The organism is Shinella sp. SUS2, from assembly GCF_001262505.1.
Classification (GTDB): domain Bacteria; phylum Pseudomonadota; class Alphaproteobacteria; order Rhizobiales; family Rhizobiaceae; genus Shinella.
Genome location: NZ_KQ410723.1, coordinates 33,471 through 59,276 on the forward strand (window position 1 = coordinate 33,471; position 25,806 = coordinate 59,276).

Annotated in this window: 23 protein-coding genes and 2 tRNA genes; 13 read left to right on the top strand and 12 right to left on the bottom strand. The window is 65.3% G+C overall.

Going from position 1 to position 25,806, the window contains the following annotated elements:
• Nucleotides 1–9 precede the first annotated feature (9 nt).
• Complete coding sequence (gene pbpC, locus AKG11_RS00150) at nucleotides 10–2,094, top strand: penicillin-binding protein 1C (RefSeq protein ID WP_050742558.1); 2,085 nt, start codon at nucleotides 10–12, stop codon at nucleotides 2,092–2,094.
• 169 nt (nucleotides 2,095–2,263) lie between these two features.
• Here pbpC and AKG11_RS00155 read toward each other — a convergent pair whose 3' ends face one another.
• From AKG11_RS00155 to AKG11_RS00200, 10 genes are all read right to left on the bottom strand, one after another.
• Nucleotides 2,264–3,064 (bottom strand): crotonase/enoyl-CoA hydratase family protein, encoded by an 801-nt coding sequence (locus AKG11_RS00155; RefSeq protein ID WP_050742559.1) that lies wholly within the window; start codon nucleotides 3,062–3,064, stop codon nucleotides 2,264–2,266.
• A gap of 35 nt (nucleotides 3,065–3,099) precedes the next feature.
• Nucleotides 3,100–3,960, bottom strand: a complete 861-nt coding sequence (locus AKG11_RS00160; RefSeq protein ID WP_050742560.1) for a hydroxymethylglutaryl-CoA lyase — start codon at nucleotides 3,958–3,960, stop codon at nucleotides 3,100–3,102.
• Nucleotides 3,957–5,942, bottom strand: a complete 1,986-nt coding sequence (locus AKG11_RS00165) for an acetyl/propionyl/methylcrotonyl-CoA carboxylase subunit alpha (RefSeq protein ID WP_050742561.1) — start codon at nucleotides 5,940–5,942, stop codon at nucleotides 3,957–3,959. Before AKG11_RS00165 ends, AKG11_RS00160 begins: the two co-directional genes overlap by 4 nt.
• A gap of 49 nt (nucleotides 5,943–5,991) precedes the next feature.
• Nucleotides 5,992–6,375: a RidA family protein gene (locus AKG11_RS00170; RefSeq protein ID WP_050742562.1), complete on the bottom strand. Its 384-nt coding sequence runs from the start codon at nucleotides 6,373–6,375 to the stop codon at nucleotides 5,992–5,994.
• Nucleotides 6,376–6,388: 13 nt separating this feature from the next.
• On the bottom strand, nucleotides 6,389–7,996 hold the full coding sequence (locus AKG11_RS00175; protein ID WP_050742563.1) for a carboxyl transferase domain-containing protein: 1,608 nt from the start codon (nucleotides 7,994–7,996) through the stop codon (nucleotides 6,389–6,391).
• Nucleotides 7,996–9,144, bottom strand: coding sequence for an isovaleryl-CoA dehydrogenase (locus tag AKG11_RS00180; protein ID WP_305809618.1), 1,149 nt, complete (start codon nucleotides 9,142–9,144; stop codon nucleotides 7,996–7,998). Before AKG11_RS00180 ends, AKG11_RS00175 begins: the two co-directional genes overlap by 1 nt.
• A 96-nt stretch (nucleotides 9,145–9,240) precedes the next feature.
• A complete protein-coding gene (locus tag AKG11_RS00185) occupies nucleotides 9,241–12,702 on the bottom strand; it encodes an indolepyruvate ferredoxin oxidoreductase family protein (RefSeq protein ID WP_050742565.1) in 3,462 nt (1,153 codons plus the stop codon).
• 164 nt (nucleotides 12,703–12,866) lie between these two features.
• A complete protein-coding gene (locus AKG11_RS00190) occupies nucleotides 12,867–13,319 on the bottom strand; it encodes an Lrp/AsnC family transcriptional regulator (RefSeq protein WP_024270192.1) in 453 nt (150 codons plus the stop codon).
• 16 nt (nucleotides 13,320–13,335) lie between these two features.
• Complete coding sequence (locus AKG11_RS00195; protein WP_050742566.1) at nucleotides 13,336–14,493, bottom strand: fumarylacetoacetate hydrolase family protein; 1,158 nt, start codon at nucleotides 14,491–14,493, stop codon at nucleotides 13,336–13,338.
• A gap of 128 nt (nucleotides 14,494–14,621) precedes the next feature.
• Nucleotides 14,622–15,812, bottom strand: coding sequence for an MFS transporter (locus tag AKG11_RS00200; protein ID WP_023514845.1), 1,191 nt, complete (start codon nucleotides 15,810–15,812; stop codon nucleotides 14,622–14,624).
• Nucleotides 15,813–15,891: 79 nt separating this feature from the next.
• On the opposite strand from AKG11_RS00200, the gene AKG11_RS00205 reads away from it, so the two are divergent.
• Nucleotides 15,892–16,920, top strand: coding sequence for an AraC family transcriptional regulator (locus AKG11_RS00205; protein ID WP_050742809.1), 1,029 nt, complete (start codon nucleotides 15,892–15,894; stop codon nucleotides 16,918–16,920).
• On the opposite strand, the gene AKG11_RS00210 is transcribed toward AKG11_RS00205, so the two are convergent.
• Nucleotides 16,899–16,973: transfer RNA gene (locus AKG11_RS00210), tRNA-Thr, on the bottom strand. The two genes, AKG11_RS00205 and AKG11_RS00210, sit on opposite strands and share 22 nt — an antisense overlap.
• Before the next feature lie 149 nt (nucleotides 16,974–17,122).
• Between AKG11_RS00210 and AKG11_RS00215 the strand changes: the two genes are divergently transcribed.
• From AKG11_RS00215 to AKG11_RS33560, 11 genes are all read left to right on the top strand, one after another.
• Nucleotides 17,123–17,323 carry a hypothetical protein gene (locus tag AKG11_RS00215; RefSeq protein WP_023514846.1) on the top strand — a complete coding sequence of 67 codons (201 nt, stop codon included), beginning with the start codon at nucleotides 17,123–17,125 and terminating at the stop codon, nucleotides 17,321–17,323.
• 168 nt (nucleotides 17,324–17,491) lie between these two features.
• Nucleotides 17,492–18,784, top strand: a complete 1,293-nt coding sequence (gene murA, locus AKG11_RS00220) for a UDP-N-acetylglucosamine 1-carboxyvinyltransferase (protein ID WP_023514847.1) — start codon at nucleotides 17,492–17,494, stop codon at nucleotides 18,782–18,784.
• A 160-nt stretch (nucleotides 18,785–18,944) separates the two neighbouring features.
• On the top strand, nucleotides 18,945–19,382 hold the full coding sequence (locus AKG11_RS00225; protein WP_050742810.1) for a DUF2948 family protein: 438 nt from the start codon (nucleotides 18,945–18,947) through the stop codon (nucleotides 19,380–19,382).
• A gap of 46 nt (nucleotides 19,383–19,428) precedes the next feature.
• Nucleotides 19,429–20,727 carry a histidinol dehydrogenase gene (gene hisD / locus AKG11_RS00230; protein ID WP_023514849.1) on the top strand — a complete coding sequence of 433 codons (1,299 nt, stop codon included), beginning with the start codon at nucleotides 19,429–19,431 and terminating at the stop codon, nucleotides 20,725–20,727.
• 3 nt (nucleotides 20,728–20,730) lie between these two features.
• On the top strand, nucleotides 20,731–21,207 hold the full coding sequence (locus tag AKG11_RS00235; RefSeq protein ID WP_023514850.1) for a UPF0262 family protein: 477 nt from the start codon (nucleotides 20,731–20,733) through the stop codon (nucleotides 21,205–21,207).
• A gap of 4 nt (nucleotides 21,208–21,211) precedes the next feature.
• Nucleotides 21,212–21,673, top strand: a complete 462-nt coding sequence (locus AKG11_RS00240) for an arsenate-mycothiol transferase ArsC (RefSeq protein WP_037405840.1) — start codon at nucleotides 21,212–21,214, stop codon at nucleotides 21,671–21,673.
• Between the two features lie 145 nt (nucleotides 21,674–21,818).
• Nucleotides 21,819–22,037, top strand: a complete 219-nt coding sequence (infA, locus tag AKG11_RS00245; protein WP_004435948.1) for a translation initiation factor IF-1 — start codon at nucleotides 21,819–21,821, stop codon at nucleotides 22,035–22,037.
• 81 nt (nucleotides 22,038–22,118) lie between these two features.
• On the top strand, nucleotides 22,119–22,739 hold the full coding sequence (locus AKG11_RS00250; RefSeq protein WP_023514852.1) for a Maf-like protein: 621 nt from the start codon (nucleotides 22,119–22,121) through the stop codon (nucleotides 22,737–22,739).
• Between the two features lie 4 nt (nucleotides 22,740–22,743).
• Complete coding sequence (yacG, locus tag AKG11_RS00255) at nucleotides 22,744–22,950, top strand: DNA gyrase inhibitor YacG (protein ID WP_037405847.1); 207 nt, start codon at nucleotides 22,744–22,746, stop codon at nucleotides 22,948–22,950.
• A 174-nt stretch (nucleotides 22,951–23,124) separates the two neighbouring features.
• Nucleotides 23,125–23,200: transfer RNA gene (locus AKG11_RS00260), tRNA-Phe, on the top strand.
• A gap of 302 nt (nucleotides 23,201–23,502) precedes the next feature.
• Nucleotides 23,503–24,096, top strand: a complete 594-nt coding sequence (locus AKG11_RS33560; RefSeq protein WP_082342298.1) for an alpha-ketoglutarate-dependent dioxygenase AlkB — start codon at nucleotides 23,503–23,505, stop codon at nucleotides 24,094–24,096.
• Between the two features lie 1,119 nt (nucleotides 24,097–25,215).
• Here AKG11_RS33560 and AKG11_RS00270 read toward each other — a convergent pair.
• The gene (locus AKG11_RS00270) at nucleotides 25,216–25,779 is read right to left on the bottom strand and encodes a dual specificity protein phosphatase family protein (RefSeq protein ID WP_023515457.1); all 564 of its coding nucleotides are present in this window, start codon (nucleotides 25,777–25,779) and stop codon (nucleotides 25,216–25,218) included.
• Between the last annotated feature and the right edge of the window lie 27 nt (nucleotides 25,780–25,806).

Sequence of the window (25,806 nt, forward strand, 5' to 3'; positions counted from 1 at the left end):
GACAGGCCAATGGCGCTCTGGCGCAAGCTCCTGATAGGCTCCCTCGGCGGGGCGGCGTTCATCGCCGCCCTCGCCGCCGGGCTCGACTATGCCGATCGCGCCTATCCGCCGCCGGTCACCATGGCGGACACCGTTTCAAAGGAAGTGCTCGACCGCGACGGCCGCCTGCTGCGGGCCTTCGCGACGCCGGACGGGCTCTGGCGGCTGAAGACCACGGCTGCCGATGTCGATCCGCAGTTTCTGCGCATGCTTGTGGCCTATGAGGACCGGCGTTTTCACGAGCATGCGGGTATCGACCCGCTGGCGCTGCTGCGTGCGGCCGGGCAGTTCGTCACGAATGGCCGCATCGTCTCCGGCGCCTCCACGCTTTCCATGCAGGTCGCCCGGCTGATCGAGCCGCGCGAGAACCGCTCGATGCTGGCCAAGCTGCGCCAGATGGCCCGCGCGGTCCAGCTCGAACGGCGCCTCTCCAAGGCCGAGATCCTCGATCTCTACCTGACGCTCGCTCCGTATGGAGGCAATCTGGAGGGTGTACGCGCGGCAAGCCTCGCCTGGTTCGGCAAGGAGCCGAAGCGTCTTTCCGTCGCCGAAGCCGCCCTTCTCGTCGCCCTGCCGCAGCTTCCCGAAAAGCGCCGGCCGGACCGGCACCGCGCCGTGGCGGAGAAGGCGCGCGAGCGCGTGCTCGCCCGCATGGCCGTTTCCGAGATCATCGGCGAGGGCGAGGCAGAGCGCGCCAGCGCGGAAGCGGTGCCCGACCGCCGCCGCCAGCTTCCCGCCTATGCCGCGCACCTTTCGGAGCTTGCGCTGCGCAAGGATGCCAAGGCCACCGAACACAGGACGACGCTCGACCGCACCGTGCAGGACGGGCTGGAGACGGTGGCGCGCGAGGCGGCCGAGCGGCTCGGCCCAAAGGTCTCGATCGCCATGGTGCTGGCCGATGCCCGCACCGGCGAGATCCTCGGCGAGGTCGGCTCGGCGGACTACTTCGACGGCAGCCGTGCCGGCTGGATCGACATGACGCGCATCCGCCGCTCGCCCGGCTCGGCGTTGAAACCCTTCATCTACGGCCTTGCCTTCGAGGAAGGCCTCGTCGCGCAGGAAACCATCGTCGAGGATCGGCCTGCCGACTTCTCCGGCTATCGTCCGCGCAATTTCGACATGACCTACCAGGGGGACGTCAGCGTGCGCAAGGCACTGCAGCTGTCGCTGAACGTGCCCGCCGTGCGCCTGCTGGAGGCGGTCGGCCCGACGCGGCTGATGGTGCGCTTCCGCCGCGCGGAGGTGCATCCCGAGCTGCCGCCGGGCGAAACGCCCGGCCTTGCCATCGGCCTTGGCGGCGTCGGCATCACGCTGCGCGACCTCACCCAGCTCTACGCGGCGCTTGCCAATCGCGGCCTGCCGGTGCGCCTTGGCGATGGCATCGTGCGCGACGCGGCGGTGATAACGGGCGATCCGCTGCTCGACCCCGTCGCCGTCTGGCATGTCTCGGATGCGCTTTCCGGCGTCACGCCGCCCACCGGCAGCCGCCGCCTCGGCATCGCCTACAAGACCGGCACGAGCTACGGCTATCGCGATGCCTGGTCCGTCGGGTATGACGGCCGCCATGTGCTGGGCGTCTGGGTTGGCCGGGCCGACAACGGCGCGGTGCCGGGCCTCACCGGCTACGGCGCCGCCGCGCCCATCCTGTTCGAAGCCTTCGCCCGGTCCGGCCTCGCCATCACCGCGCTGCCGCGCGCGCCAGCCGGTGCGGTGCGCATTGCGCAATCCGAGCTTCCGGCAAGCCTTCGCCGCTTCTCGACCACGGCAAGCGGCCTTGTGGCCACGACGGCACGCGAACCGGCACCGGAAATCGTCTATCCGCCGGAAGGCGCCCATGTGGAACTCGGCGCGACAACCGGCAAAGACATCTCACCGCTCGTGCTGAAACTCCAGGGCGGACGGGCGCCCTTCCGCTGGCTCGCCAACGGCAAGGTCCTGCCCGATGCCGCGCGCCGGCGCACGACGCAGTGGATGCCGGAGGGGGCTGGTTTCTCGACGCTGACCGTCATCGACGCCGCCGGGCGGGCAGCCAGCGTCAGGGTGTTCATCGAGTAGCGGGGGTTGCCCCTCATCCGCCTGCCGGCACCTTCTCCCCACAAGCGGGGCGAAGGAGATATACCGCACCGATTTCCCCAACCATTACCCATTGGCAGGGCGCGTCCCCCGCATGCGGGGAGAGGGCTAGCGTCAGGGGTAACGCCAGAGCCGCGACGTCACCGGGACGCTACCTTGCCGTATCCGTCAGCACCCATCCCGGCTTGCGCTTTTCCAGAAACGCCGTGACCCCCTCCGCCGCTTCCGGCGTCTCCCAGGTATCGGCCAGGCGCGTCAGGGTCATGTCGACGACCTTGTCGTCGATCGGCGGGGCAAGCGCGTGGGCAAGCGCCTTCGCCGCCGCGACCGCCTCCGGCGAGGTCGCGAAATAGGGGGCGATCTCGGCCTCGACCGCCGCGTCCAGTGCCTCGGCCGGAACGACGGCGCTGAGGAGGCCGATATCGCGTGCGGTCGGCGCATCGAACAGGCGAGCGGAGGTGGCGAAGCGCAGGAAGGCGGCGGGGCCGATACGGGCGGCGACATAGGGGCTGATCGTCGCCGGGATGAGGCCGAGGCGGGTTTCCGTCAGGCCGAAGCGCGCACCTTCCACGGCGATCGCCGCATCGCAGACGCTGACGAGCCCGACACCTCCGCCATAGGCCTGGCCGTTGACCCGGGCAACGAGCGGCTTGGGCAGGTCGCGCAGCGCCTTCAGCATCACCGCGAGCCGGCGTGCCTCCACGATGCGCACCTCGCGCGTGGCCGCGATCTGCTCCTTCATCCAGTTGAGATCGCCGCCGGCACAGAAGCTTTCGCCCTCGCCGGTGAGCACGACGAGGCGCACGGCCCTGTCCTCGCCGAGAAGGCCGGCGACCGCCGTCAGTTCGCGGATCATCGGGCCGGACAGCGCATTGTGCTGCGCATGGCGGCGCAGCGTGAGCATAGCCACGCCGCGCCGGTCGACGGATACGGAAATCGTCTCGAAATTCATGGCTTCACCTCCTCGCCCCTCAAGGGCGCAAAATGCTAGGCGCCCTTGCCGGAGATCCGGCGCGCGAAAGCGGCGGCCAGGGCCAGCTTCTCTCGGTCGAGGCCCGTTTCGAACCCCGCCGCCGCCAGCATGTCGGCGACGGCAAGCGTATCCACATTGCCGCGCGCACCCGGCGCATAGGGGCAGCCACCGAGCCCACCGACCGAAGCATCGAAGACGGCAAGTCCATGATCCAGCGCGACGCGGATATTGTTGAGCGCCATCCCGCCCGTATCGTGGAAATGGCCGGCGAGCCTTTCCGGCGCGGCAATCGTCAGCACGACATCCAGCATGGCCGCGACCTCTTCCGGCTGGGCGCGGCCGATCGTGTCGCCAAGGCTCACCTCGTGGCAACCGAGAGCCAGCAACTGCCCGACCACCCATGCCACGGCGGCGGGAGCCACCGGGCCGTCATAGGGGCATTGCACGACGCAGCTGACATAGCCGCGCAACGGAATGCCATCCGCTTTCGCCGCTTGCGCGACCGGCCGGGCCCGCTCGATGCTCTCGGCGATCGAGCAGTTGAGGTTGGCCTGCGAAAAGCCTTCGGAGGCGGAGAGGAAGACGGCGACCTCATCGACACCGGCGGCTTTCGCCGCCTCGTAACCCTTCATGTTGGGCACCAGCGCCGCATAGGAAACACCTGGCCGGCGCGCGATACCGGCCATCACCTCGGCTCCGTCGGCAAGCTGCGGCACCCATTTCGGGCTGACGAAGCTCGTCGCCTCGATGCGGCGGAATCCGCAATCCGAGAGGCGATCGATCAGTGCAATCTTGTCCGCGGCGGGGATGATCGCCTTCTCGTTCTGCAGGCCGTCGCGGGCGGCCATCTCGACGATTTCGATGCGACGACTCATGTTGCCTCCTCCGGCTCCAGCGCCAAAAGCAAGGCGCCTTCGGCCACCTGATCGCCAACGGCGACGGGCACCACGGCCACCACCCCGTCACGCGGGGCTGCCAGCACCAGCTCCATCTTCATCGCCTCCATGGTCACCAGCGCATCGCCGCGGGTGACGCGCGCGCCCGGCGCGACGGAAACGATGCGCACGAGCCCCGGCATGGGGGCAGAGAGCCGGTCACCACCCGCCGCTGCCTCGCCTTCGTGGCCGGCCTCCTCGGTAAGCGAAAAGGCATGGGCATGACCGCCGAGGAAGACGATGGTATCGGCACCGTCGCGATGAACGGTCGCAGAGAGGATGCAGCCATCGACATCCGCGCGCACGGACCGGCCGTCGCTCGCCAGCAGGCCGATCTCGGTAGCGAAGCCAGCGTGCTCGACGCGGAAACGGTTGACGCCGCGGAAGGTGATCCGCAGCGCATGCTCCGCACCGCCATGGTCGAGAAAGACGCTCCGGGTCGCCTCGCTCCACAGCCGGAAACCGCGGACCTGGCTCCATGGATCAGGGTCGACCGGTGCGTCAAGAAGGCCGAGCGCCGAGAGGGCGGCAAGTGCAAAAACCTCCTCGGCTGCTTTGGGATCGGCCAGCAACCCCTCGCCTGCCCGACCGATCAGGCCCGTATCGACATCGCCCGCAGCAAAGGCCGGCAGGCGGCAGAGACGGGCGAGAAAACCGGCATTGGTCGTCAGCCCGCCGACGCGGCAGGCTTCGAGCGCCGCTTCCAGCCGCGCCAGCGCCTCCCTGCGGTTGCGACCATGGGTGATCACCTTGGCGATCATCGGATCGTAGTATGGGGTGATGATATCCCCGACGCGCACGCCGGAATCGATGCGCGCTTCGCCCGGCAGGTCGAAGACCGTAAGGCGGCCGGTCGCCGGCAGAAAGTCGCGCGCCGGGTTTTCCGCGTAGAGCCGGGCCTCGAAGGCCCAGCCGTCGATGACAAGCTCGTCCTGCCGCCTCGGCAGGGGTTCGCCTGCGGCGACGCGAAGCTGCCATTCGACGAGATCGAGACCGGTGATCGCCTCCGTCACCGGGTGCTCGACCTGCAGGCGCGTGTTCATTTCCATGAAGTAGAAGCGATCCTGCCGCAGGCCTTCCGAAACGTCCGCGATGAACTCGACGGTGCCGGCGCCGCTATAGCCGATGGCCGCGGCCGCACGCACCGCCGCCTCCCCCATCACGGCCCGCATCTCCGCCGTCATACCGGGTGCCGGCGCTTCCTCGATGACCTTCTGGTGGCGGCGCTGGAGCGAGCAATCGCGCTCGAAGAGATGCACGACATTGCCGTGCCCGTCGCCGAAGACCTGCACCTCGATATGACGGGGTTTGGCCATGTATTTTTCGACCAGCACGCGTCCGTCGCCGAAGGCGCTTTCCGCCTCGCGCCGGGCGCTTTCGAGCGCGGCGGCAAAATCGGCGGGCCGCTCCACCCGCCGCATGCCCTTGCCTCCGCCGCCGGCGCGGGCCTTGATCAGCACCGGATAACCGATCGCCTCCGCCTCGCCGGCAAGGAAATCGGCCTCCTGCCGTTCACCATGATAGCCCGGCACAACCGGCACGCCGGCCTTTTCCATCAGCGCCTTTGCGGCGTCCTTCAACCCCATGGCGCGGATCGCGCTCGCCGAAGGGCCGATGAAGACGAGGCCCGCCGCCTCCACCGCCTCGACGAAATCGGGGTTCTCCGAGAGGAAGCCGTAGCCGGGATGCACCGCTTCGGCACCGCTCGCCTTGGCGGCCGCAATAATGGCCGCACTGTTCAGGTAGCTGCCGGCCGCCTCTGCCGGGCCGATGCGGATGGCCTCGTCGGCCATCGCAGCATGCAGGGTCTGGCGGTCCGCGTCGGAGTAGACAGCGACCGTCGCAACGCCCATGCGGCGGGCGGTGCGGATGACGCGGCAGGCGATTTCGCCGCGGTTGGCGATGAGGATCTTTCTGAACATCCTGCCTCCGGCAAACGGATAGGGAGACGCGGGACCGGGGTCCCGCGCGTTATCGTGCGGCAATGGCCTCGACCTCGAGCATCCACTTCTCGTCGAAGATGGCACAGACCACGACGCTCATCGCCGGGGCGATGGCGCCGAGATAGTCGCTGCGGATCTCGCGGTTGGCGGTCGCGTGGTGCCGGTCGGAGAGGAACGTCGTCACCTTGACGAGGTCGGCCTTGGACATGCCCGCCGCCTTCAGCTGCGCATCGATGTTGCGCCAGACGAGGCGGGCCTGTTCCTCGAAGGTTTCCGGCACCTTGTCGTCGTCCGACACGGGGATCTGGCCACTGATGAACAGCAGCGTCTTGAAATCCTCGATCTTCACGGCCTGCGAATAGCCGCCGCGCGGGGCGGGTGCGTTCTTGGCATTGATGGTTTCGCGGTTCATGGCATTGCCTCCTCTACATCCTGAAGACGCCGAAACGAGTGGGCTCGACCGGCGCATTGAGCGCCGCCGAGAGCGAGAGCGCCAGCACGTCGCGCGTCTTGCGCGGATCGACGATGCCGTCGTCCCAAAGCCGTGCTGAAGCATAGAGCGGATGGCTCTGCCGGGCGAACATGTCGATGGTCGGCTGCTTGAAGGCGGCCTCCTCCTCGGTGCTCCAGCTGCCGCCCATGCGCTCGATGCCCTCGCGCCGGACGGTTGCAAGCACTCCCGCCGCCTGCTCGCCGCCCATGACGGCGATGCGGCTGTTCGGCCAGGTCCAGAGGAACCGCGGCGAATAGGCCCGGCCGCACATGCCGTAATTGCCCGCGCCGTAAGAACCGCCGATCAGGACGGTGATCTTCGGCACCTTCGCCGTCGCCACGGCGGTGACAAGCTTGGCGCCATGTTTGGCGATGCCCTCGGCCTCGTATTTGCGGCCGACCATGAAACCGGTGATGTTCTGCAGGAAGAGCAGCGGAATGCCGCGCTGGGCGCAGAGTTCGATGAAATGCGCGCCCTTGAGGGCGGCCTCGGAGAAGAGCACGCCATTGTTGGCGATGATGCCGACCGGAAGACCATGCAGCGCGGCAAAGCCGCAGACGAGCGTGGTGCCGAAGCGTGCCTTGAACTCGTCGAAGCGGGAAGCGTCCACCACGCGGGCGATCACCTCGCGCACATCGTAAGGCGTGCGCGTGTCGGCCGGCACAATGCCGAGCAACTCTTCCGGGTCGTAAAGCGGTGCGTCGCCTTCGCCGGATTTCGCGAGCGGCGGCTTGTGCGTGTTGAGATTGGCAGCGATCTGGCGGGCGATGGCAAGCGCATGGCGGTCGTCACGCGCGAGGTGATCGGCGACGCCGGAAAGACGGGTGTGCACGTCGCCGCCGCCGAGATCCTCGGCCGTCACCACCTCCCCCGTCGCAGCCTTCACCAGGGGTGGGCCCGCAAGGAAGATCGTGCCCTGGTTCTCGACGATGACGGTCTCGTCACTCATGGCCGGCACATAGGCGCCGCCGGCCGTGCAGCTGCCCATGACGACGGCGACCTGCGGGATACCGGCGGCCGACATCTGCGCCTGATTGTAGAAGATACGGCCGAAATGATCGCGATCAGGGAAGACCTCGTCCTGGTTCGGCAGGTTGGCGCCCCCGCTGTCGACGAGATAGATGCAGGGCAGCCGGTTCTCCGCGGCGATCTCCTGCGCGCGCAGATGTTTTTTCACCGTGATGGGATAATAGGTGCCGCCCTTCACCGTCGCATCGTTGCAGACGATCATGCATTCACGGCCGGAGACGCGGCCGATGCCCGATATCATACCGCCGGATGGCGAGGCGCCGTCATAGAGGCCGTGACCGGCCGTGAGGCCGATTTCGAGGAAGGGAGAGCCGGGGTCGAGCAATTGCGCGACACGGTCCCGCGGCAGGAGCTTGCCGCGGGAAACATGGCGCTCGCGCGCCTTCGCCCCGCCGCCATCCATGGCAAGGCCGGCTGCCTCCTCCACCAGGGCGAGCGCCTCGAGCATGGCCTTGCGGTTCGCCGCAAAGGTTTCGCTGCGGGTGTTCACGGCCGAAGGGATGACCGGCATCACAGCGTCTCCTGGAAAATTTCGCGGCCAATGAGCATGCGGCGGATTTCCGAGGTGCCGGCGCCGATCTCGTAGAGTTTCGCATCGCGCAGCAGGCGGCCCGTCGGATAATCGTTGATGTAACCGTTGCCGCCAAGGGCCTGGATGGCTTCGAGGGCCAGCTTCGTGGCGTTCTCGGCGGAAAGCAGGATGCAGCCGGCGGCGTCCTTGCGCGTCGTCTCGCCCCGGTCGCAGGCGGCGGCGACGGCATAGACATAGGCGCGCGCGGCATTGAAGGCGACATACATGTCCGCCACCTTGCCCTGCATCAGCTGGAATTCGCCGATCGGCCGGTCGAACTGCTTGCGCTCGTGTAGATAGGGGATGACGACGTCGAGGCAGGCGGCCATGATGCCGAGCGGGCCGCCCGAGAGCACCACGCGCTCGTAGTCGAGACCGGACATCAGCACGTTGACGCCGCGCCCGACGGTGCCCATCACGTTCTCCTCCGGCACCTCGCAATCGGCAAAGACGAGTTCGCAGGTGTTGGAACCGCGCATGCCGAGCTTGTCGAGCTTCTGCGCCGTCGAGAAGCCCTTGAACCCCTTTTCCACGAGGAAGGCGGTGATACCGCGCGGGCCGGCTTCCGGGTCCGTCTTGGCATAGACGACAAGCACATCCGCATCCGGCCCGTTGGTGATCCACATCTTGTTGCCGTTCAGCACGTAGCGGTCACCGCGCTTCTCGGCACGCAGCTTCATCGAGACGACATCGGAGCCCGCACCCGGCTCCGACATGGCGAGCGCGCCGATATGTTCGCCGGAAATCAGCTTCGGCAGGTATTTTTCCCGCTGCGCGGCGCTGGCATTGCGCACGATCTGGTTGACGCAGAGGTTGGAGTGGGCGCCATAGCTGAGGCCCACCGAGGCCGAGGCGCGGCTGATCTCCTCCATCGCCACACAATGGGCAAGATAGCCCATGCCGGATCCGCCAAAACTTTCCGGCGCGGTGATGCCGAGCAGGCCAAGGTCACCCAGCTCACGCCAGAGCGGCATGGGAAAGGTGTTGCTGCGGTCGATTTCCGCCGCCTGCGGGGCGATACGGTCGCCCGCAAAACGCCGCACGCTCTCTCTCAGCGCGTCGATTTCCTCACCAAGCCCGAAGCTCATTGCAGCATCGTACATGTCCGTCCTCCCCGGCCGGATGCCCCGGCATCCGCCTGCTTCCTAAAATCGCGGAACCGAACGACCGGCTCCATCGCGGCCTCAGGCGGCCGCTCTGTCTTGTCCTGCCATGTCGAAGACCAGGCGCATCTCCGCCTCGCGCGCCCGCACCCGCTTCACCGCCGCCTCCTTCACCGGGCCGTAACCACGAATTTCGCCGTAAAGCGACATGAGCGCAACGGCGGCATCGAGATTCTCGCGGCGAAGATTGTGCAACACGTGCTCGACCAGTGCCACATAGTCGGCGATGAGCTGGCGCTCCATGCGCCGCTCCGCCGTGCGGCCGAACGGGTCGAAGGCGGTGCCGCGCAGGCCCTTCAGGCCGGCGAGCAGGCCGAAGGCCGGCAGCATCCAGCGGCCAAAGCGGCGTTTCCGCGGACGGCCGTTCGCATCCTCGCCTTTCAGGAAGGGCGGCGCGAGGTTGAAGGCGATGCTGTATTTGCCCTCGAACTGCTCCGCCAACCCGGCCTTGAAGGCGGGATCGGTGAAGAGTCGTGCCACCTCGTATTCGTCCTTGTAGGCGAGCAGCTGGGCATAGACATGCGCGACGGCGCGGACAAGACGGTCGTCCGGCCCGAGGGCCCCTTCCGCCTCGCGCACACGCTCGACCAGCGCCTTGTAACGATCGGCAAGAGCGGCGTTCTGGTAGGCCGTCAGGTGTTTCACGCGATGAGCGACCAGTTCGTCCGGCGCCATGGTCTCCAGCGTCGCGACCGGCTTGCCGGCATGCAGCAGGCGTTCGGCGCGGGCCGGGTCGGCGGCGATCAACCGGCCCCAGCCGAAGGCGGCGAGCGTGGCGTCGACGGCAACGCCGTTCAGCACGATCGCGTGCTCGATCGACTGGCGCGTCAGCGGGATGAGGCCTTTCTGCCAGGCGAAGCCGGTCATCAGGATGTTCGTCGCCATGGCATTCCCGGCCACCTTCTCGGCGATCGTCGTGAAATCGAGAAGATGGGAGGGATCGCGCAGTGCGGTGCGCACCGTGCCCTCGACATCGCGGCGGCGGAAATCGAAGTCGCGCTGGCGCACGAAATCGGCGACCGGCGTCAGCTTGGTGTTGACGACGCCGGTCGTGCGGTGCTGGTCGCACAGCGTCACGGCATCCTTCGAGGCGGCCACAACGTCGTCGGCAGCAAGGAGGAGATCCGCACCGCCCGTGACGATGCGCGGCGAGGAGACGTCCTCGTCGGCCAGACCGATGCGCAGGTGGCTCATCACGGCGCCGCCCTTCTGGGCAAGTCCGGCCATGTCGAGGATCATCGGCGACTTGCCGTCGAGATGGGCGGCCATGCCGAGGATGGCGCTGATCGTCAGGATGCCGGTACCGCCGATGCCGGCAATGGCGATGTTGTAGGAACGGTCGCCGATCGCAACGATGTCGGGCTCGACAACGCCCGACATGTCGGGATTGGCGCGCGCGGCCTTGCGCAGCCGGCCGCCTTCCACCGTCACGAAGGACGGGCAGAAGCCCTTGAGGCAGGAGTAATCCTTGTTGCAGGTCGACTGATTGATCCTGCGCTTACGGCCGAACGCTGTGTCGAGCGGTTCGACGGAGACGCAGTTCGACTGCGTGGAACAGTCACCGCAGCCTTCGCAGACGGCGGGATTGATCAGCAGGCGAACAGGCGGGTCTTCCATCAGGCCGCGGGAGCGGCGGCGACGCTTCTCCGCCGCGCAGGTCTGCACATAGACGATGGCGGAGCAGCCGGGCGCCTCGCGGATATCGCGCATCACCCGGTCCATCTCGTCGCGATGCCGCACGATGACGCCGGGCGCAAGCATCGCCGGCGAATAGGCGTCCGGATGATCGGAAACAAGGTAGATTGGCGCCACACCCTCGTCATGCAGCTGCCGTGTCATCACTTCGGGGCTGAGGGGTCCATCGACGGGCTGGCCACCGGTCATGGCCACCGCATCGTTGTAGAGCAGCTTGTAGGTGATGTTGACGCCGGCGGCGACGGACTGGCGGATCGCCAGGATGCCGGAATGATAATAGGTGCCGTCGCCGAGATTGACGAAAATGTGCTTCTCGTCGCTGAAGGGCGCAATGCCCGACCACGGCACGCCCTCGGCACCCATATGGGTGAAGGTCGTGGTGTCGCGGTCCATCCACTGCACCATGTAGTGGCAACCGATTCCGGCGGTCGCCCGGCTTCCCTCCGGCACCTTCGTCGAGGTGTTGTGCGGACAGCCGGAGCAGAAATAGGGCACGCGTTCGACCGGCGCCATGTGCGCCTTGCGGATCTTCTCGCGCTCCAGGAGATAGGCGAGTTCATTGGAAATGACCGTCTTCAGACCGGCGTCGAAGTCGAACTGCAGGAGGCGGGCGGCGATCGCCCGCGCCACCATGCCGACGGACAGTGCCTCCGAAAGCGGCAGGAACGGCTTGTCCTGATGATCGAACTTGCCGACGATGCGCGGCCGCTCGCCGTGGTGCCAGTTGAAGAGCTGCTGCTTGATCTGGTTCTCGATGATCTCGCGGCGCTCCTCGACGACCAGCACCTCCTCGAGGCCGTGCGAGAACTCGCGCACGCCCGCCGGCTCCAGCGGCCAGGGCATGCGGACCTTGTAGATGCGCATGCCGATCTCGGCCATCTCGGCCGGACCGAGCGAAAGCTCCTTCAGCGCCTGGAGCACATCCTCATAGGCCTTGCCCGACGCGATGATACCGAAGCGGGCGCGCGGCACGTCGTGCGTCACCTCGTCCACCCGGTTGGCGCGGGCAAAGGCAATGGCGGCATACCCCTTGTAGGTCTGGAGGCGCTCGTCCTGCGGCAGCGGCGGATCGGGCCAGCGCAGGCTGAGGCCATCCCGCGGCAACTCGAAATTGTCCGGGATGACGAACTGGCGGCGTTCGCCCGCAAGATCGACGGAAGCCGTCGTTTCGACCGTGTCGGCGATGAACTTCATGCCGACCCAACAGCCGGAATAGCGCGACATGGCGGTGCCGAGCAGGCCGTATTCGATGAATTCATGAATCGAAGACGGATAGAGCACCGGGATCAGCGCCGACATGAAGGCATGGTCCGACTGGTGCGGAATGGAGGACGACTTTGCCGAATGGTCGTCGCCGGCAAAACAGAGCACGCCGCCATGTTTCGCGGTGCCGGCGGCATTGGCGTGCTTCAGCACATCGCCACAGCGATCGACGCCCGGCCCCTTGCCATACCAGTAACCGGCGACGCCATCATAGCGTGCGCCCGGGGAAAGGTGGAGCTGCTGCGTGCCCCAGACGGCGGTGGCCGCCAGATCTTCGTTGACGCCCGGCCGGAACACGATGTCGTGCGCCGCCAGGTGCTTCTTCGCTTTTGCAAGCTGCTGGTCGTAGCCGCCGAGCGGCGATCCACGATAACCCGAGATGAATGCGGCGGTGTTCAGCCCCGCAGCACGGTCGCGCCGCATCTGAACGATGGGCAGGCGCACGAGGGCCTGCGTGCCGGAAAGGAAGATTCTTCCCTCCTCCGCCATATACTTGTCCTCGAGAGAAAAGCTCTGCTTGAGCATGACTTCCTCCTCGATGGCTCTCCTCCATGAAAGCCATCCTCCATATGTAGGAGCCTACCTATGGATTGGGAGGAGCGGGTCCTTATTTTCGCGGCGGAGAATCACGGTTTGAGGATGGCATCCGCAAAGAATGCCCTCCGGCGCAAAGCCATCCTCATTTTCCGTCAGATCGGAACGCGATGCGTGTTCTTCAGCTCATCGAGCGCGAAGCTGGAATTGACGAAGCCGACGCCGGGCAGCCGCAGAAGCGCCTTCTTCAGGATCTCTTCGTACTGGCGCACGCTGCTCGTCAGGACACGCAGCACATAGTCGTGGTCGCCGGTCATGGAGTAACACTGCACGACCTCGGGCATGTGCTTCACCGCCTTCTCGAATTCCAGCAGCGTCGCCTCGTCGTGCTGCTTCAGCCGCACGAAGCAGAACACCGACACCTCGAATCCGACACGCTTCGGATCGACGGCGACGATGCGGCCGCGGATGATGCCCTGCCGTTCCATCTCCTTGATGCGCCGCCAGCAGGGCGTGTGGCTGAGGCCGACGCGCTCGCCGATCTCGGCGACCGTGAGCTCCGGCTCGCTCTGCAGCAGCCGCAGGATCTTGCGGCTCGTCTCGTCCATGCCGCTTTCGCCCATCTCATAGGAGCCCACGGGTAGAGAGGTTGCGCATCAGCGCCGTGATGCCGAAGGTCCAAGGCGGGCATTCGGTGGAAAGGCGCACCGTGTTGGTGAGGGCGCCGAGCTCGACATTGGAGATCGTCACCCGGTCGCCGGTCTTATGGGTAAACCCCTGGCCAGGCGTGTCGCGGTCCTCGACGGGCGCGAAAAGCGTGCCCATGAACAGCAGGAAACCGTCGGGGTATTGATGGTGCTTGCCGATCGTCTGGGCGACGAGATCGAGCGGATCGCGGCTGATCTCGCGCATCGTGCTGCGCCCCTTCAGGACAAACCCGTCCTCGCCCTCGATCAGAAGGTCGAGATCGGCCTTGCGCACGTCGTCGATCGAATAGGTCGCGTCGAAGAGGCGGATGAACGGGCCGATGGCGGCGGAGGCATTGTTGTCCTTCGCCTTGCCGAGCAGCAGCGCCGAGCGCCCTTCGACGTCACGCAGGTTCACGTCGTTGCCGAGCGTCGCGCCCTTGACGCGACCCCGGCTGTCGACAGCAAGCACGATTTCCGGCTCCGGATTGTTCCACTTGGAGATCGGGTGCAGCCCGACCGAGGCGCCCCAGCCGACGGCGGCCAGAACCGGCGCCTTGGTGAAGACCTCGGCATCCGGCCCGATCCCGACTTCGAGATATTGCGACCAGACGCCTTCCTCGATCAGCGCCGCCTTGACCTTTGCCGCTGCCTCCGAGCCCGCCTTCAGGTCGCGCAGGCTGTCGCCGATGATGGCGATGACACGGCCGCGCACCTTCTCCGCCAGCGCCGGATTGCCCGCCGCCTTCTCCTCGATCACACGCTCGATCATCGAGCGGGCGAAGGTGACCCCGCAAGCCTTGACCGCCTGGAGGTCGCAGGGTGCGAGCAGATGGGGCCGGGAGAAATTGCCGGCACCCTCGATGGAGTTCTCCAGCACCGCGTCGAGCGCACCGAGGTTCTCACCGGGCGCGGCATGGGCAACAGCGGCCGGATCGTCTTTCTCCAGCAGGGCCTGCATGGTGGGAATCTCGGAAGACGTGATGTCGCGCAGCCTGCCGTCCTGCAGCACCACGATCGCCGGACCCTGCACATCCGGCCGCCAGATGCGCCCGACAAAAGTCCCTTGCGAAAAATCTCCTGCCGTCACCGTCACGCGCCGCTCCTCCTGAAAACCTCGACAGGAGTTCTAGACCGAAAAGCATGGCGGGGAACAGGGTAGAGACAGGCGTGCGCAAACGAAAATAAGGGGATGGCGGGCGAGACCGCCGCCATCCCGTCCTGTCAGGCCGGCCGGGTGCGCACAGCCGAGACGATAGTGAGTGCTGCCAGCAACAGAACAGCGCCGCTGGCCACGAAGACGCTCGTCACGCCGCTTGCATCGAACAAGGCTCCGCCTGCGGCGGCGCCGGTGGCGATGGCGAAGTTGATGGCGGCAACGAAGAGGCCGCCTGCGCTCTCGGCCTCATCCGGCACCGCGCGGGTGATCCACGTCGACCAGGCGACCGGCACGGCACCGAAGGCAAGGCCCCAGAGGGCGACCATGGCCGCATCGCCGGCAAGGCTGCCGCCGAAGGTGGAGAGCGAGAGAGCGAGCACCCCCATCACGACGGGCATGATCGTCAACGTGAAGCGCATGGAGCGCTCCAGCAGCACAGCGCCAAGATAGTTGCCGAAGAAGGTGGCAATGCCGAAGCCGAGGAGAACAGCCGAGAAACCCTCGACACCGAGACCGGTCACCGTTTCAAGGAACGGCCTGATATAGGTAAAGAAGGCAAAATGACCGGTGAAGACGAGCAGGATCGCGAACATTGCGAAGCCGACGCCCGGCCGTGCCAAGACCTCGACGAGCGTGCCGAAGCGCGAATGGCCGCGCGGCGGAAGCGAAGGCAGCGTCGCAAGCTGCACGACGAGCGCCAATGCGCCGAGTACGGCAGCGCCCAGAAAGACATTCCGCCAGCCGACGATATCACCGACATAGCTGCCAACGGGCGCCGCGAAGACCGTGGCCGCCGAAACGCCGAGGAACATGACCGACAAGGCCTTCGGTACGACGGCCTCCGGCACCAGCCGCATCATGGTGGCCGCCGAAAGCGTCCAGAAACCGCCGAGCGCCATGCCGAGCAGCACCCGCCCAGCCAGCAGCATGGCGAGGTTGGACGCCATCGCCACCAGGAGGTTCGAGAAGATCAGGAGGACAGAAAGGCCAAGCAGCACGAGCCGCCGGTCGATCCTGCGCGTCACCACCGTGATCAGCAGGCTCGTCACCAGCGCGACCGCCGCCGTCGCCGTCACCGCCTGGCCGGCCATGCCCTCAGAAATCCGGAGATCTGCCGCCATCGGCGTCAGCAGGCTTGCGGGGAGGAACTCCGCCCCCACCAGCCCGAACACGCCGAACGTCATTGATATCACGGCCCCCCAGGCCGGCCGCGCGTCCGCGTCGCTTTGCGGCGCTGCGATTGTTGCATCCGTCATCTGACATCCCTTTCCTGTTGCAGTGCGTGCTGCAAAAGGTGGGTTGAAACGCAAGACGCACAATGTCATTTTATCCGCAATGTTTGATCAATCGTCCGGCCTTCAAAAAAACAAGCATGATCCCGTCAGCGAACTCCTGATGGGCATGCGCCTGCGCGGTGCCAGCTACGGCCGGCTCCAGCTCAGCCCACCCTTCGGCATCCGCTTTCCGGCGGGGCCGGAAGCCCGCTTCCATTTCGTCGCCCGCGGCAAGGTCCTGCTGCGCGCGCCGGGCGAGGTCGGGCGCGAACTCGCCTGCGGTGATGCCGTGCTTCTGCCGCGCGGCGAAGTGCACGAGATCGTCACCGGATCGCACATCCAGATCCGTGACTACGAAAGTTACACGCGAAAGCCGCTCTGCGCCGATGTGGCAGCGGTGGAGGCCTGTATCAAGACCGCCGACCGGGAAAACGATACGCTGATCTTCACCGGCCGCATGGAGTTCGAACTCGACACGTTGCACCCGCTGGTCGGCCTCATGCCGCCGATCATGTCGGTCGGCGCGCTGATCGGCCGGCAGCCCGAACTGATGCCGCTGCTCGATGCCATGGAACGGGAAATGGGGGAGGAGCGTGTGGGCTCGGCCGGCATCCTCGCGCGCCTTGCCGACGTGATCGCCGCGTCCATCGTGCGTGGCTGGGTGGAGTGCGGCTGCGGCGATGCGACGGGCTGGATCGAGGCGCTGCGCGACCCGCGCCTCGGCCGCGTCATTGCGGCGTTGCACCGCGAGCCCGGCAGGAACTGGACGCTTGCCGACATGGCCGGGGAAATGGGCAGCTCCCGCTCGGTCTTCGCAAAACGCTTCGTCGAGGTGACGGGCGTCACGCCGCAGCGCTACGTCCTCGCCCTGCGCATGCGCCTTGCCGAGCAATGGTTCCGCCGCGACAAGCTCTCGATCGACACCGCCGCCCGCCGCCTCGGCTTCGGCTCGCAGGCCGCCTTCGCCCGCGCCTTCAAACGCGTCGTCGGCGAACCACCGGGACACACGCGCAAGAAGACGGCGGCGGCGAGCGCTTTGGAAAATGGGACGACGGGGAGGAGAAAGAATGGTGCTGCTAGAGAGATTTGAACTCTCGGCCTCTCCCTTACCAAGGGAGTGCTCTACCCCTGAGCTATAGCAGCATCCGGCGAAACGAAGGTCTGTTCCGCGTGAGCGAGGGCCTATTGCCATAGGTCATCCGGCAGTGCAAGCGGCGATTTCGCGATTGTTGCAACAAATCTGGTGATGGCGGTGCTTTTTTGCCGGGATGGATTTCGATAAGAGGACGGAGATGAACGGCAAAGACGAGACAAAAAGCGGGAAGATCAGGACCGAAGCGGAGATTCGCGCGGAGCGGCTGGCCAAGACGTTGCGCGACAATCTCCAGCGGCGAAAACAGCAGGCGCGCGCCCGCCGGGCCGGCGCGGCGGACGAAACGACCGGACTTCCCGGAGGCAATCCTGCCGCAAAAAAAGACGAATCGGACGGTTAGTCGGGCATGTCTTCAGCCGAAGACGACGGGGGTGGTTTTCCAACCGGCGCGCGCAAAAGGGCGGGCGGCCGGCATGGTCTTCATTTTTCGATCGCGATGCTCTAAAGAGGCCGCCATCTCCGAAAGCCGAAATTCTTTGAGAAAGGCGGGCCCGGCCCGTAATCGCACATGGATCGTATCCGAATTGTAGGCGGCAACGAACTTCGGGGCACCATCCCGATTTCCGGCGCCAAGAATGCCGCGCTGCCGCTGATGATCGCCTCGCTTCTCACCGACGACACGCTGACGCTGGAAAACGTGCCGCACCTTGCCGACGTCGAGCAGCTCATCCGCATCCTCGGCAACCACGGCGCCGACATTTCCGTCAATGGCCGCCGCGAGCGCCAGGGCGAAGGCTATTCCCGCACGATCCACTTCACCTCGCGCAACATCGTCGACACCACGGCGCCCTACGAGCTCGTCTCGAAGATGCGCGCCTCCTTCTGGGTCATCGGCCCGCTGCTTGCCCGCGAAGGCAAGGCCCGCGTCTCGCTGCCAGGCGGCTGCGCCATCGGCACGCGCCCGGTCGACCTCTTCATCGAGGCGCTTGCCGCGCTTGGCGCGAAGATCGAGATCGACGGCGGCTACATCGAGGCGACGGCGCCGGACGGCGGTCTTATCGGTGCGCGCTACACCTTCCCGAAGGTCTCCGTCGGTGCGACGCACGTCCTGATGATGGCGGCGACGCTCGCCAAGGGCACGACGGTCATCGGCAATGCCGCCCGCGAGCCGGAAGTGCAGGACCTCGCCAAGTGCCTCAACGCCATGGGCGCCAAGATATCCGGTGCAGGCACCGCGACGATCACCATCGAGGGCGTCACCCAGCTGTCCGGCGCGCGCCACCGCGTGCTGCCCGACCGCATCGAAACCGGCACCTATGCCATGGCGGTCGCCATGACGGGCGGTGACGTGACGCTCGAAGGCACCGATGCTGCGCTGCTCGATACCGCACTCGAAGCGATCCGCCGGTCCGGCGCCGAGATCACCTCGACGGAAAGCGGCATCCGCATCGTGCGCAATGGCGGTGGCATCAAGCCGGTCGACGTGGTCACCGATCCCTTCCCGGGCTTCCCGACCGATCTGCAGGCCCAGTTCATGGGCCTGATGACCAAGTCGAGCGGCATTTCGCACATCACCGAGACGATCTTCGAGAACCGCTTCATGCATGTGCAGGAGCTGGCCCGCCTCGGCGCGAAGATCTCGCTCTCCGGCCAGACGGCCAAGATCGAAGGCGTCGAGCGGCTGCGCGGCGCCCCGGTCATGGCAACGGACCTGCGCGCCTCGGTCTCGCTGGTCATCGCCGGCCTTGCCGCCGAAGGCGAGACCATGGTCTCGCGCGTCTACCACCTCGACCGCGGTTTCGAGCGGCTCGAGGAAAAGCTCACCCGTTGCGGCGCCGTCGTCGAACGCGTCAGCGACTGATCTTCCTTGCGCGGCAGGCGTTGCAGTCTGCCGCGCGCCGTCCTATCTCGTGGGAAAGACCGGGATGCTGCAAACCGCGGCGTTCCCAAGCATTTTCCGCAATGCCGCTTGCGAAGGCGCTTTCCCGCCCCTTCGCCGGATTGCCCCTGAAGGACGCACCATGGACAGCCTGAAACTGCTCGCTCTCGATACGGAAGACCTTTCCGTCGTTTCCACCCATCTGCAGGACGCCGTCTTCAAGACCGACGGCCTCTCCTATGACGCCCGCCACGGCATCTTTTCCGTCGTCGTCAACCGCTTCGTCTGGGAAAAGGCGGCCGGCCGCGGCAAGGCCTTCGAGCGCCGCCGTGCCGTCGTCGCCTTCAAGCGTGTCAACGCCGTGCGCTCGCTCGGTATAGACCGCAAGGACCAGGACGCCGTCTTCTCCCTGCTCGCCGTGAATTTCACCCAGAAGGGCGAAGGCCCGGACGGCACGCTGGAACTCGTACTCTCCGGCAGCGCCTCCATCGCGCTCGATGTGGAATGCGTCGAAGTTCAGCTTGCAGATACCGGCGGGGCATGGGAAACCAGCTTGAAGCCCCGCCATCCGGCGGTTTGAAGGATTTTTGCCGGCGCTTTGGCCGGAAGACGACAGGACGGACGACTTGGCGATCAGACTTGACTACCAGAGCAGTGATTTCGAAAGCCGGTTCGCTGCCTTCCTGACCACCAAGCGCGAGGTCTCCGAAGACGTCAATGCCGTCGTGCGCACGATCATCGAGGACGTGCGCGCCCGCGGCGACGCGGCGCTGGCCGACTATTCGAAGAAATTCGACGGCCTCGATTTTTCCGTCACCTCCATGCGCGTCTCGCTGGAGGAGATCGAGACGGCCTATGACGCGGTCGATCCGAAGATCATCGCCGCGCTCGAGCTTGCCGCCCAGCGTATCGAAAAACACCATGCCCGCCAGCGGCCGAAGGACGACATCTACGAGGATGACATCGGCGTCGGCCTCGGCTCGCGCTGGACGGCAATCGACGCCGTCGGCCTCTACGTGCCGGGCGGCACCGCGAGCTATCCGAGTTCCGTGCTGATGAATGCCGTACCGGCCAAGGTCGCCGGCGTGCCGCGCCTCGTCATGGTCGTGCCGGCGAAGGACGGCGAGATCAACCCGGCGGTGCTCGCCGCCGCGCGCATCGCCGGCATCGACGAGATCTATCGCATCGGCGGCGCGCAGGCTGTCGCGGCCCTTGCCTACGGCACGCAGACGATCGCCCCTGTCGCCAAGATCACCGGACCGGGCAACGCCTTCGTCGCCGCCGCCAAGCGCCAGGTCTTCGGCACGGTCGGCATCGACATGATCGCCGGTCCCTCCGAAGTGCTCGTCATTGCCGATGGCGACAACGATCCGGACTGGCTCGCCGCCGACCTTCTCGCCCAGGCCGAACACGATGTCGGCGCGCAATCGATCCTCGTCACCGACAGCGTGGTGCTTGCCGACGCGGTCGAGGCCGCCGTCGAGCGGCAGTTGAAGACGCTGAAGCGTGCCGAGACCGCCGCCGCGAGCTGGCGGGATTTCGGCGCCATCATCCTCGTGCCGGACCTTGCCAGGGCCGTGCCGCTCGCCAACCGCATCGCGGCCGAGCACCTGGAGATCGCCACCGCCGATCCCGACGCGCTAATGTCCAAAATCCGCAATGCCGGCGCCATCTTCGTCGGCCGCCACACGCCCGAGGTCATCGGCGACTATGTCGGCGGCTCGAACCATGTGCTGCCGACAGCCCGGTCCGCGCGCTTCTCCTCCGGCCTCTCGGTGCTCGACTACATGAAGCGGACCTCGATCCTCCGGCTTGGCGCCGACCAGCTGCGGGCCCTCGGCCCTGCCGCCGTCACGCTTGCCGAGGCCGAAGGGCTCGGCGCGCATGCCCGTTCCGTCGCCATCCGGCTCAACCTGGAGACATAGGGCATGGGCCAAAAGGGCAGCTTCCGCCTCTGCGACGTGGTGCTGGACGACACGATCGGCCGCGCCACGCCGGATGTGGAGCACGAGCGTGCCGTTGCCATCTTCGACCTTATCGAGGAGAATTCGTTCGAGCCGATCGGCCATGCGGGCGGCCCCTACCGCCTCAACATCTCGCTGCTCGATTCCAAGCTGGTCTTCGCCATCCGCACCGAAGCGGGCGAGGCCGTGGCCACCCATATCCTCTCGCTGACGCCCTTCCGGCGCATCGTGAAGGACTATTTCCTGATCTGCGAGAGCTACTACCAGGCGATCCGCTCGGCAACGCCCAGCCAGATCGAGGCGATCGACATGGGCCGGCGCGGTATCCACAACGAGGGCTCGCAGACGCTGATGGACCGGCTTTCGGGAAAGATCCGCTTCGACTTCGATACCGCGCGCCGGCTTTTCACGCTCGTCTGCGTTCTCTACTGGCGCGGGTGAGTGGATGGAGGGCGTCTTCCCGGCACCACAGGAAGCCCGGTCGCGAACGCCCCGTTCGATACTCTTCATGTGCCGCATGAATGCGGTGCGCTCGCCGATGGCCGAGACGATCGCCCGCAGCGTGCTGCCTGGCACCTATGTCGCCTCGGCCGGCGTGCGTCCCGGCGAACGCGATCCGTTCGTCGATGCCGTGCTCGGCGAAGTGGGCCTCTCGCTCGGCCGCCATGCGCCGCACTCGCTCGACGAACTTGAGGACGATTATTTCGACCTCATCGTGACGCTCGCCCCGGAAGCGCACCACGCCGCGCTCGAGCTCACCCGCTCCATGGCCGTCGACGTCATGTACTGGCCGACGCCCGATCCGACAGTGGCGACCGGCACCCGCGAGCAGATTCTCAGCTCCTACCGCGAGGTTCGCGAGTTCCTGAAGATGCTGATAGAGAAGCGTTTGAAGGCCCCTGGCTAGGCGCATAGCTGCCCTGTTTCCGGCAAATGCAGAAAGCCGGCGCTTCGGTGTTCACAAAGCACTGGGGATTGTGTAGTTTCCGGCAACTTTTTCGAGGCGGGCATCCGGCCTCCCCGAATCCACCCTACAGGAATATCGCTCAAAGATGGCAAAAGAAGAAGTCCTCGAATTTCCCGGCGTCGTGACGGAACTGCTCCCGAACGCCACCTTCCGCGTCAAGCTCGAAAACGAGCATGAGATCATCGCGCACACCGCAGGCCGCATGCGCAAGAACCGCATCCGCGTTCTCGCCGGCGACAAGGTACTGGTCGAGATGACGCCCTATGACCTCACCAAGGGCCGCATCACCTATCGTTTCAAGTAAGCTCCTCCCAACGGGATGTGCGGCCGCGCCTCTGCCCGGCCTGCAGCCCGAGAGCTGAAACCGGCGCACCCCGGAGATCCCATGGCGCAGACCGACACGCTCATCCTGGCATCCGGCTCGCCGCGCCGCGTCGAACTTCTCGCGCAGGCGGGCATTGAACCCGCACGCCTGATGCCCATGGACATCGACGAGACGCCGAAGCGCTCCGAGCATCCCCGCTCGCTGGCGCGCCGGCTCTCCACGGGCAAGGCACAGGCGGCGCTCGCTGCCATCAAGGGTGATCCCGCCTTTGTCGGCAGCTATATCCTGGCGGCCGATACGGTCGTCTCCGTCGGCCGGCGCATCCTGCCGAAGACGGAGATGATCGACGAGGCCTCCAGCGCCCTGCACCTGCTCTCCGGCCGCAGCCACCGTGTCTTCACCGGCGTGTGCCTCGTCACACCGGACCGGACCGTGCGCCAGAAGGTCATCGACACGAAGGTCCGCTTCAAGCGGCTCTCGACCACCGACATCGAGGCCTATCTCGCCTCCGGCCAATGGCGCGGCAAGGCAGGCGGCTACGCCATCCAAGGCATTGCCGGCAGCTTCGTCGTCAAGCTGGCTGGCTCCTACACCAACGTGGTCGGCCTGCCGCTGTACGAAACCCTCGCCCTGCTATCCGGCGAAGGCTTCGACGTGCATGCCGGCTGGACGGACGCCTGACGTGGTGAACGAGAGCGAAAAACCGACGGCCACCGTCGCCCCCTTGCGCAAGGCCGTACCCTGCCCGATCTGCAAGCGCCCTTCGGCGCGCGAGCACTATCCCTTCTGCTCGAACCGCTGCCGCGACGTCGATCTCAACCGCTGGCTCTCCGGCTCCTACGCCATTCCCGTCGCCGACGACGAAACGAAAGCCGACGAGGACGATATGTGACGCTCCTGTCACACGCTGAAAACACAATCTTTTCCACAGCTTGCAAAGCCAGCCATTTTTCCCGCAAAAAACACCCGAGAGGGCTGGACACATTTTTGCAAGATGCTATAACCCCGCTCGCTTCCGGGGCGAAACCAAGCGCCCCACGGATTTCCAAGTGAAATCCAACCAGATGCCCGGATAGCTCAGTTGGTAGAGCAGCGGATTGAAAATCCGCGTGTCGGTGGTTCAAATCCGCCTCCGGGCACCATTAAGCCCTTAAAATCATTGAATTTTTGAAAAGCTCTTTGAGCCAGCATGTGCTGGAAATACGCTAGCACACGTCTAGCACACCCCGCAAAATTGCTCTTTTCCTTCAAGGCCCGGCATGCCTGCCACGGTCATGCGTTCGCACAGTTTTAGCGCAGGCGTGCTAGCAGCGTATCCGTTCCACTTTTCGGACTGTGCCGGTTACTCGCATGTAAAGACGAAAGACGACGGCGTTGGAGCCGTCGACGAGAGCGACGAATTTGTGACCTACGTGTTTCGGTTAAAGGAGAGGATTAGCCGCAAATGGATCACGCCTTAGATGCGGCGACCCTGCCTCCGGGTGCCACATACATTCCCGAATTCCTTTCCCGAGAGGAGGAGGCAATCAAAGATCCGCTCGACGCCGGAGAATGGAGCAATGCGCTTAAGCGCCGCGTGCTGCATTTTGGCTATCTCTATGACTATAGAGCGCGTGCCGTTTTGGCAGACGCTTATCTAGGTAAGCTACCTCCATGGCTTGAAACGTTTGCAAAACGATTGGTCACGCGGGGCTATTTCGTTGATTTGCCAGATCAAGTGATCGCGAATGAGTATTTGCCGGGTCAAGGCATAAGCGCCCACGTCGATTGTGCGCCGTGTTTCGATGACACGATCATTTCGATAAGCCTTTTGTCCCAATGCGAGATGAATTTTCGGGAACGATCCAGTTCCAGATCACTTGCAGTTTTGCTCCATCCACACTCAGGCATATTGCTGAAGGGGGTGAGCCAATATGACTGGACGCATGAAATTCCAGCCCGAAAGTCAGATGTCGTGGACGATACGAAAGTGAATCGCGGCAGAAGGATATCTCTGACGTTTCGAAAGGTTATTCAGGCTACTGGAAAACCTCTTTAAAGCAGCCCTCAGCTCCTTGCGGGTCGAGGGATGCTGTCAGTTTAGCCAACCAGCCGCTTAGCCATACGGGGAAAGCATTTTGCTGGGGGCCGTAAAATGCTTAGTGAGAATTCGCGTTGCTCATCCCCGCGAATTTCGAGGCGTCCCCTGGGCGCCTTTACGCCTCGATTGATAGCTCCAAAATTCGGATATTTGCTGCGGTAGCCGCGGGTTTGAAAACATCTTTTCGTTCCGGCTTCCCCGTCGAAGTCGCGCATGGCCTAACCTATATCATAACAACGGCTTCGACTTTGATCGAGCGAGATAATGCCGGTGATCTTGTAAGGCTTTTTCTTTCGACGATAACCGTAATAGCGGGCAGCTGACTGGATTTTCCGCCAGTCCACCCCGGGGAAGACCTCGCAGATTTCCTCTTTTCTAGCCTCCGGATAGAGTTTCCGTAGTTGCTGTCTCGCTGACCAGTGCCAGGGAGGCACCAAACCTAATTTTTGGCAACGTGTTTGGAATGCCTTTTTTGATCGCGTACCCGACCTGCGTGAATCGCTTCAATCGCTGGTGGCGAGCGGGTCATTGGACACACATTCTGCAAGCTGTCTCAAAGGCTTACGACGGCGACATCCAGGTGATCGGCAGTTCTTCGATCCGGGCTCACCGGCATGGGCGAACGGCTCGAAAAGGGAGCGATCCCATTGCATGGGTCATTCACGCGGTGGGCTGACCACCAAGATGCATGTGCTCTTCAATGTCCCCGGTCGGTCCGATCCGGGTGAAGCTGACCGAAGGCCAGGCGCATGACGGGCGCTCGGCGGCTGACATGTAGGGGTCGATCGGTGCGGGCCAGACGCTGCTCGCTAATCGCGCCTACGACAGCGACGCATTGCGTGATACTTTCACCGCCTGCGGTGCGGTGGCCAACAGCCGCCCCATGCCGACGCAAAGGCGTTTTCCGGCCTTTGACGCTGTGCTCTATAGCAGACGCAACCGCGCCGGACGCTTCTTCAGCAAGATCAAACACTTCCGAGCCGTTGCAACCCGACACGACAAACGCGACGACACCTTCCTGGCATCCATCCAACTCGACGCACTACGAATATGGCTGCGGACTTATGAGCCAGTGGCCTAGCCGGCCGAGCGCGCCGCTTCTTCCATTTCCTCCCAGCTTTCGTCCATCGCGTAGGTCGGCGAGAGGAAGGGGATGCCGATGTGGCCGTAGCGGATGGAGAGCTGGCGTTCGGCGGTTTCCTCGTCGATCCGGGCGATGCGGGCGAGGTAGATGACGGAGGCAAGGCCCGTGCGGTCGGAGCCCGAACGGCAATGGATGAGGATCGGGCGGGGCGCGTCCTTTAGGAGCGTGGCGAGTTCGTCCGCCGCCTTGGGGTCGAGACGCCGGTCGGCCTGCATGGGGAAATCAATGAGGGTGAGGCCGAGACGCTTGGCTGCGGCGACCTCGTCCCTGTACCAGGCCGCCCGCTCGTTCCGCCCCCTCAAATTGACGATGGTTCGGATCTTGTAGCGCGCGGCATAGGCTGCGATCTCGGCCGGCGTGGGCTGGTTCGAGCGGTAGACCTCTCCGGGCACCACGGTGGCGAAATTGCCGGTGAGCTGGATCGCCACGAGATAGATGCCGAGCACGACGCCTGCCGCGCCATAGGTAAGCGCAACCCACTTCAAGAACCGCTTCATGCCTGCCTTCCCTGCCAATTGTGGCAG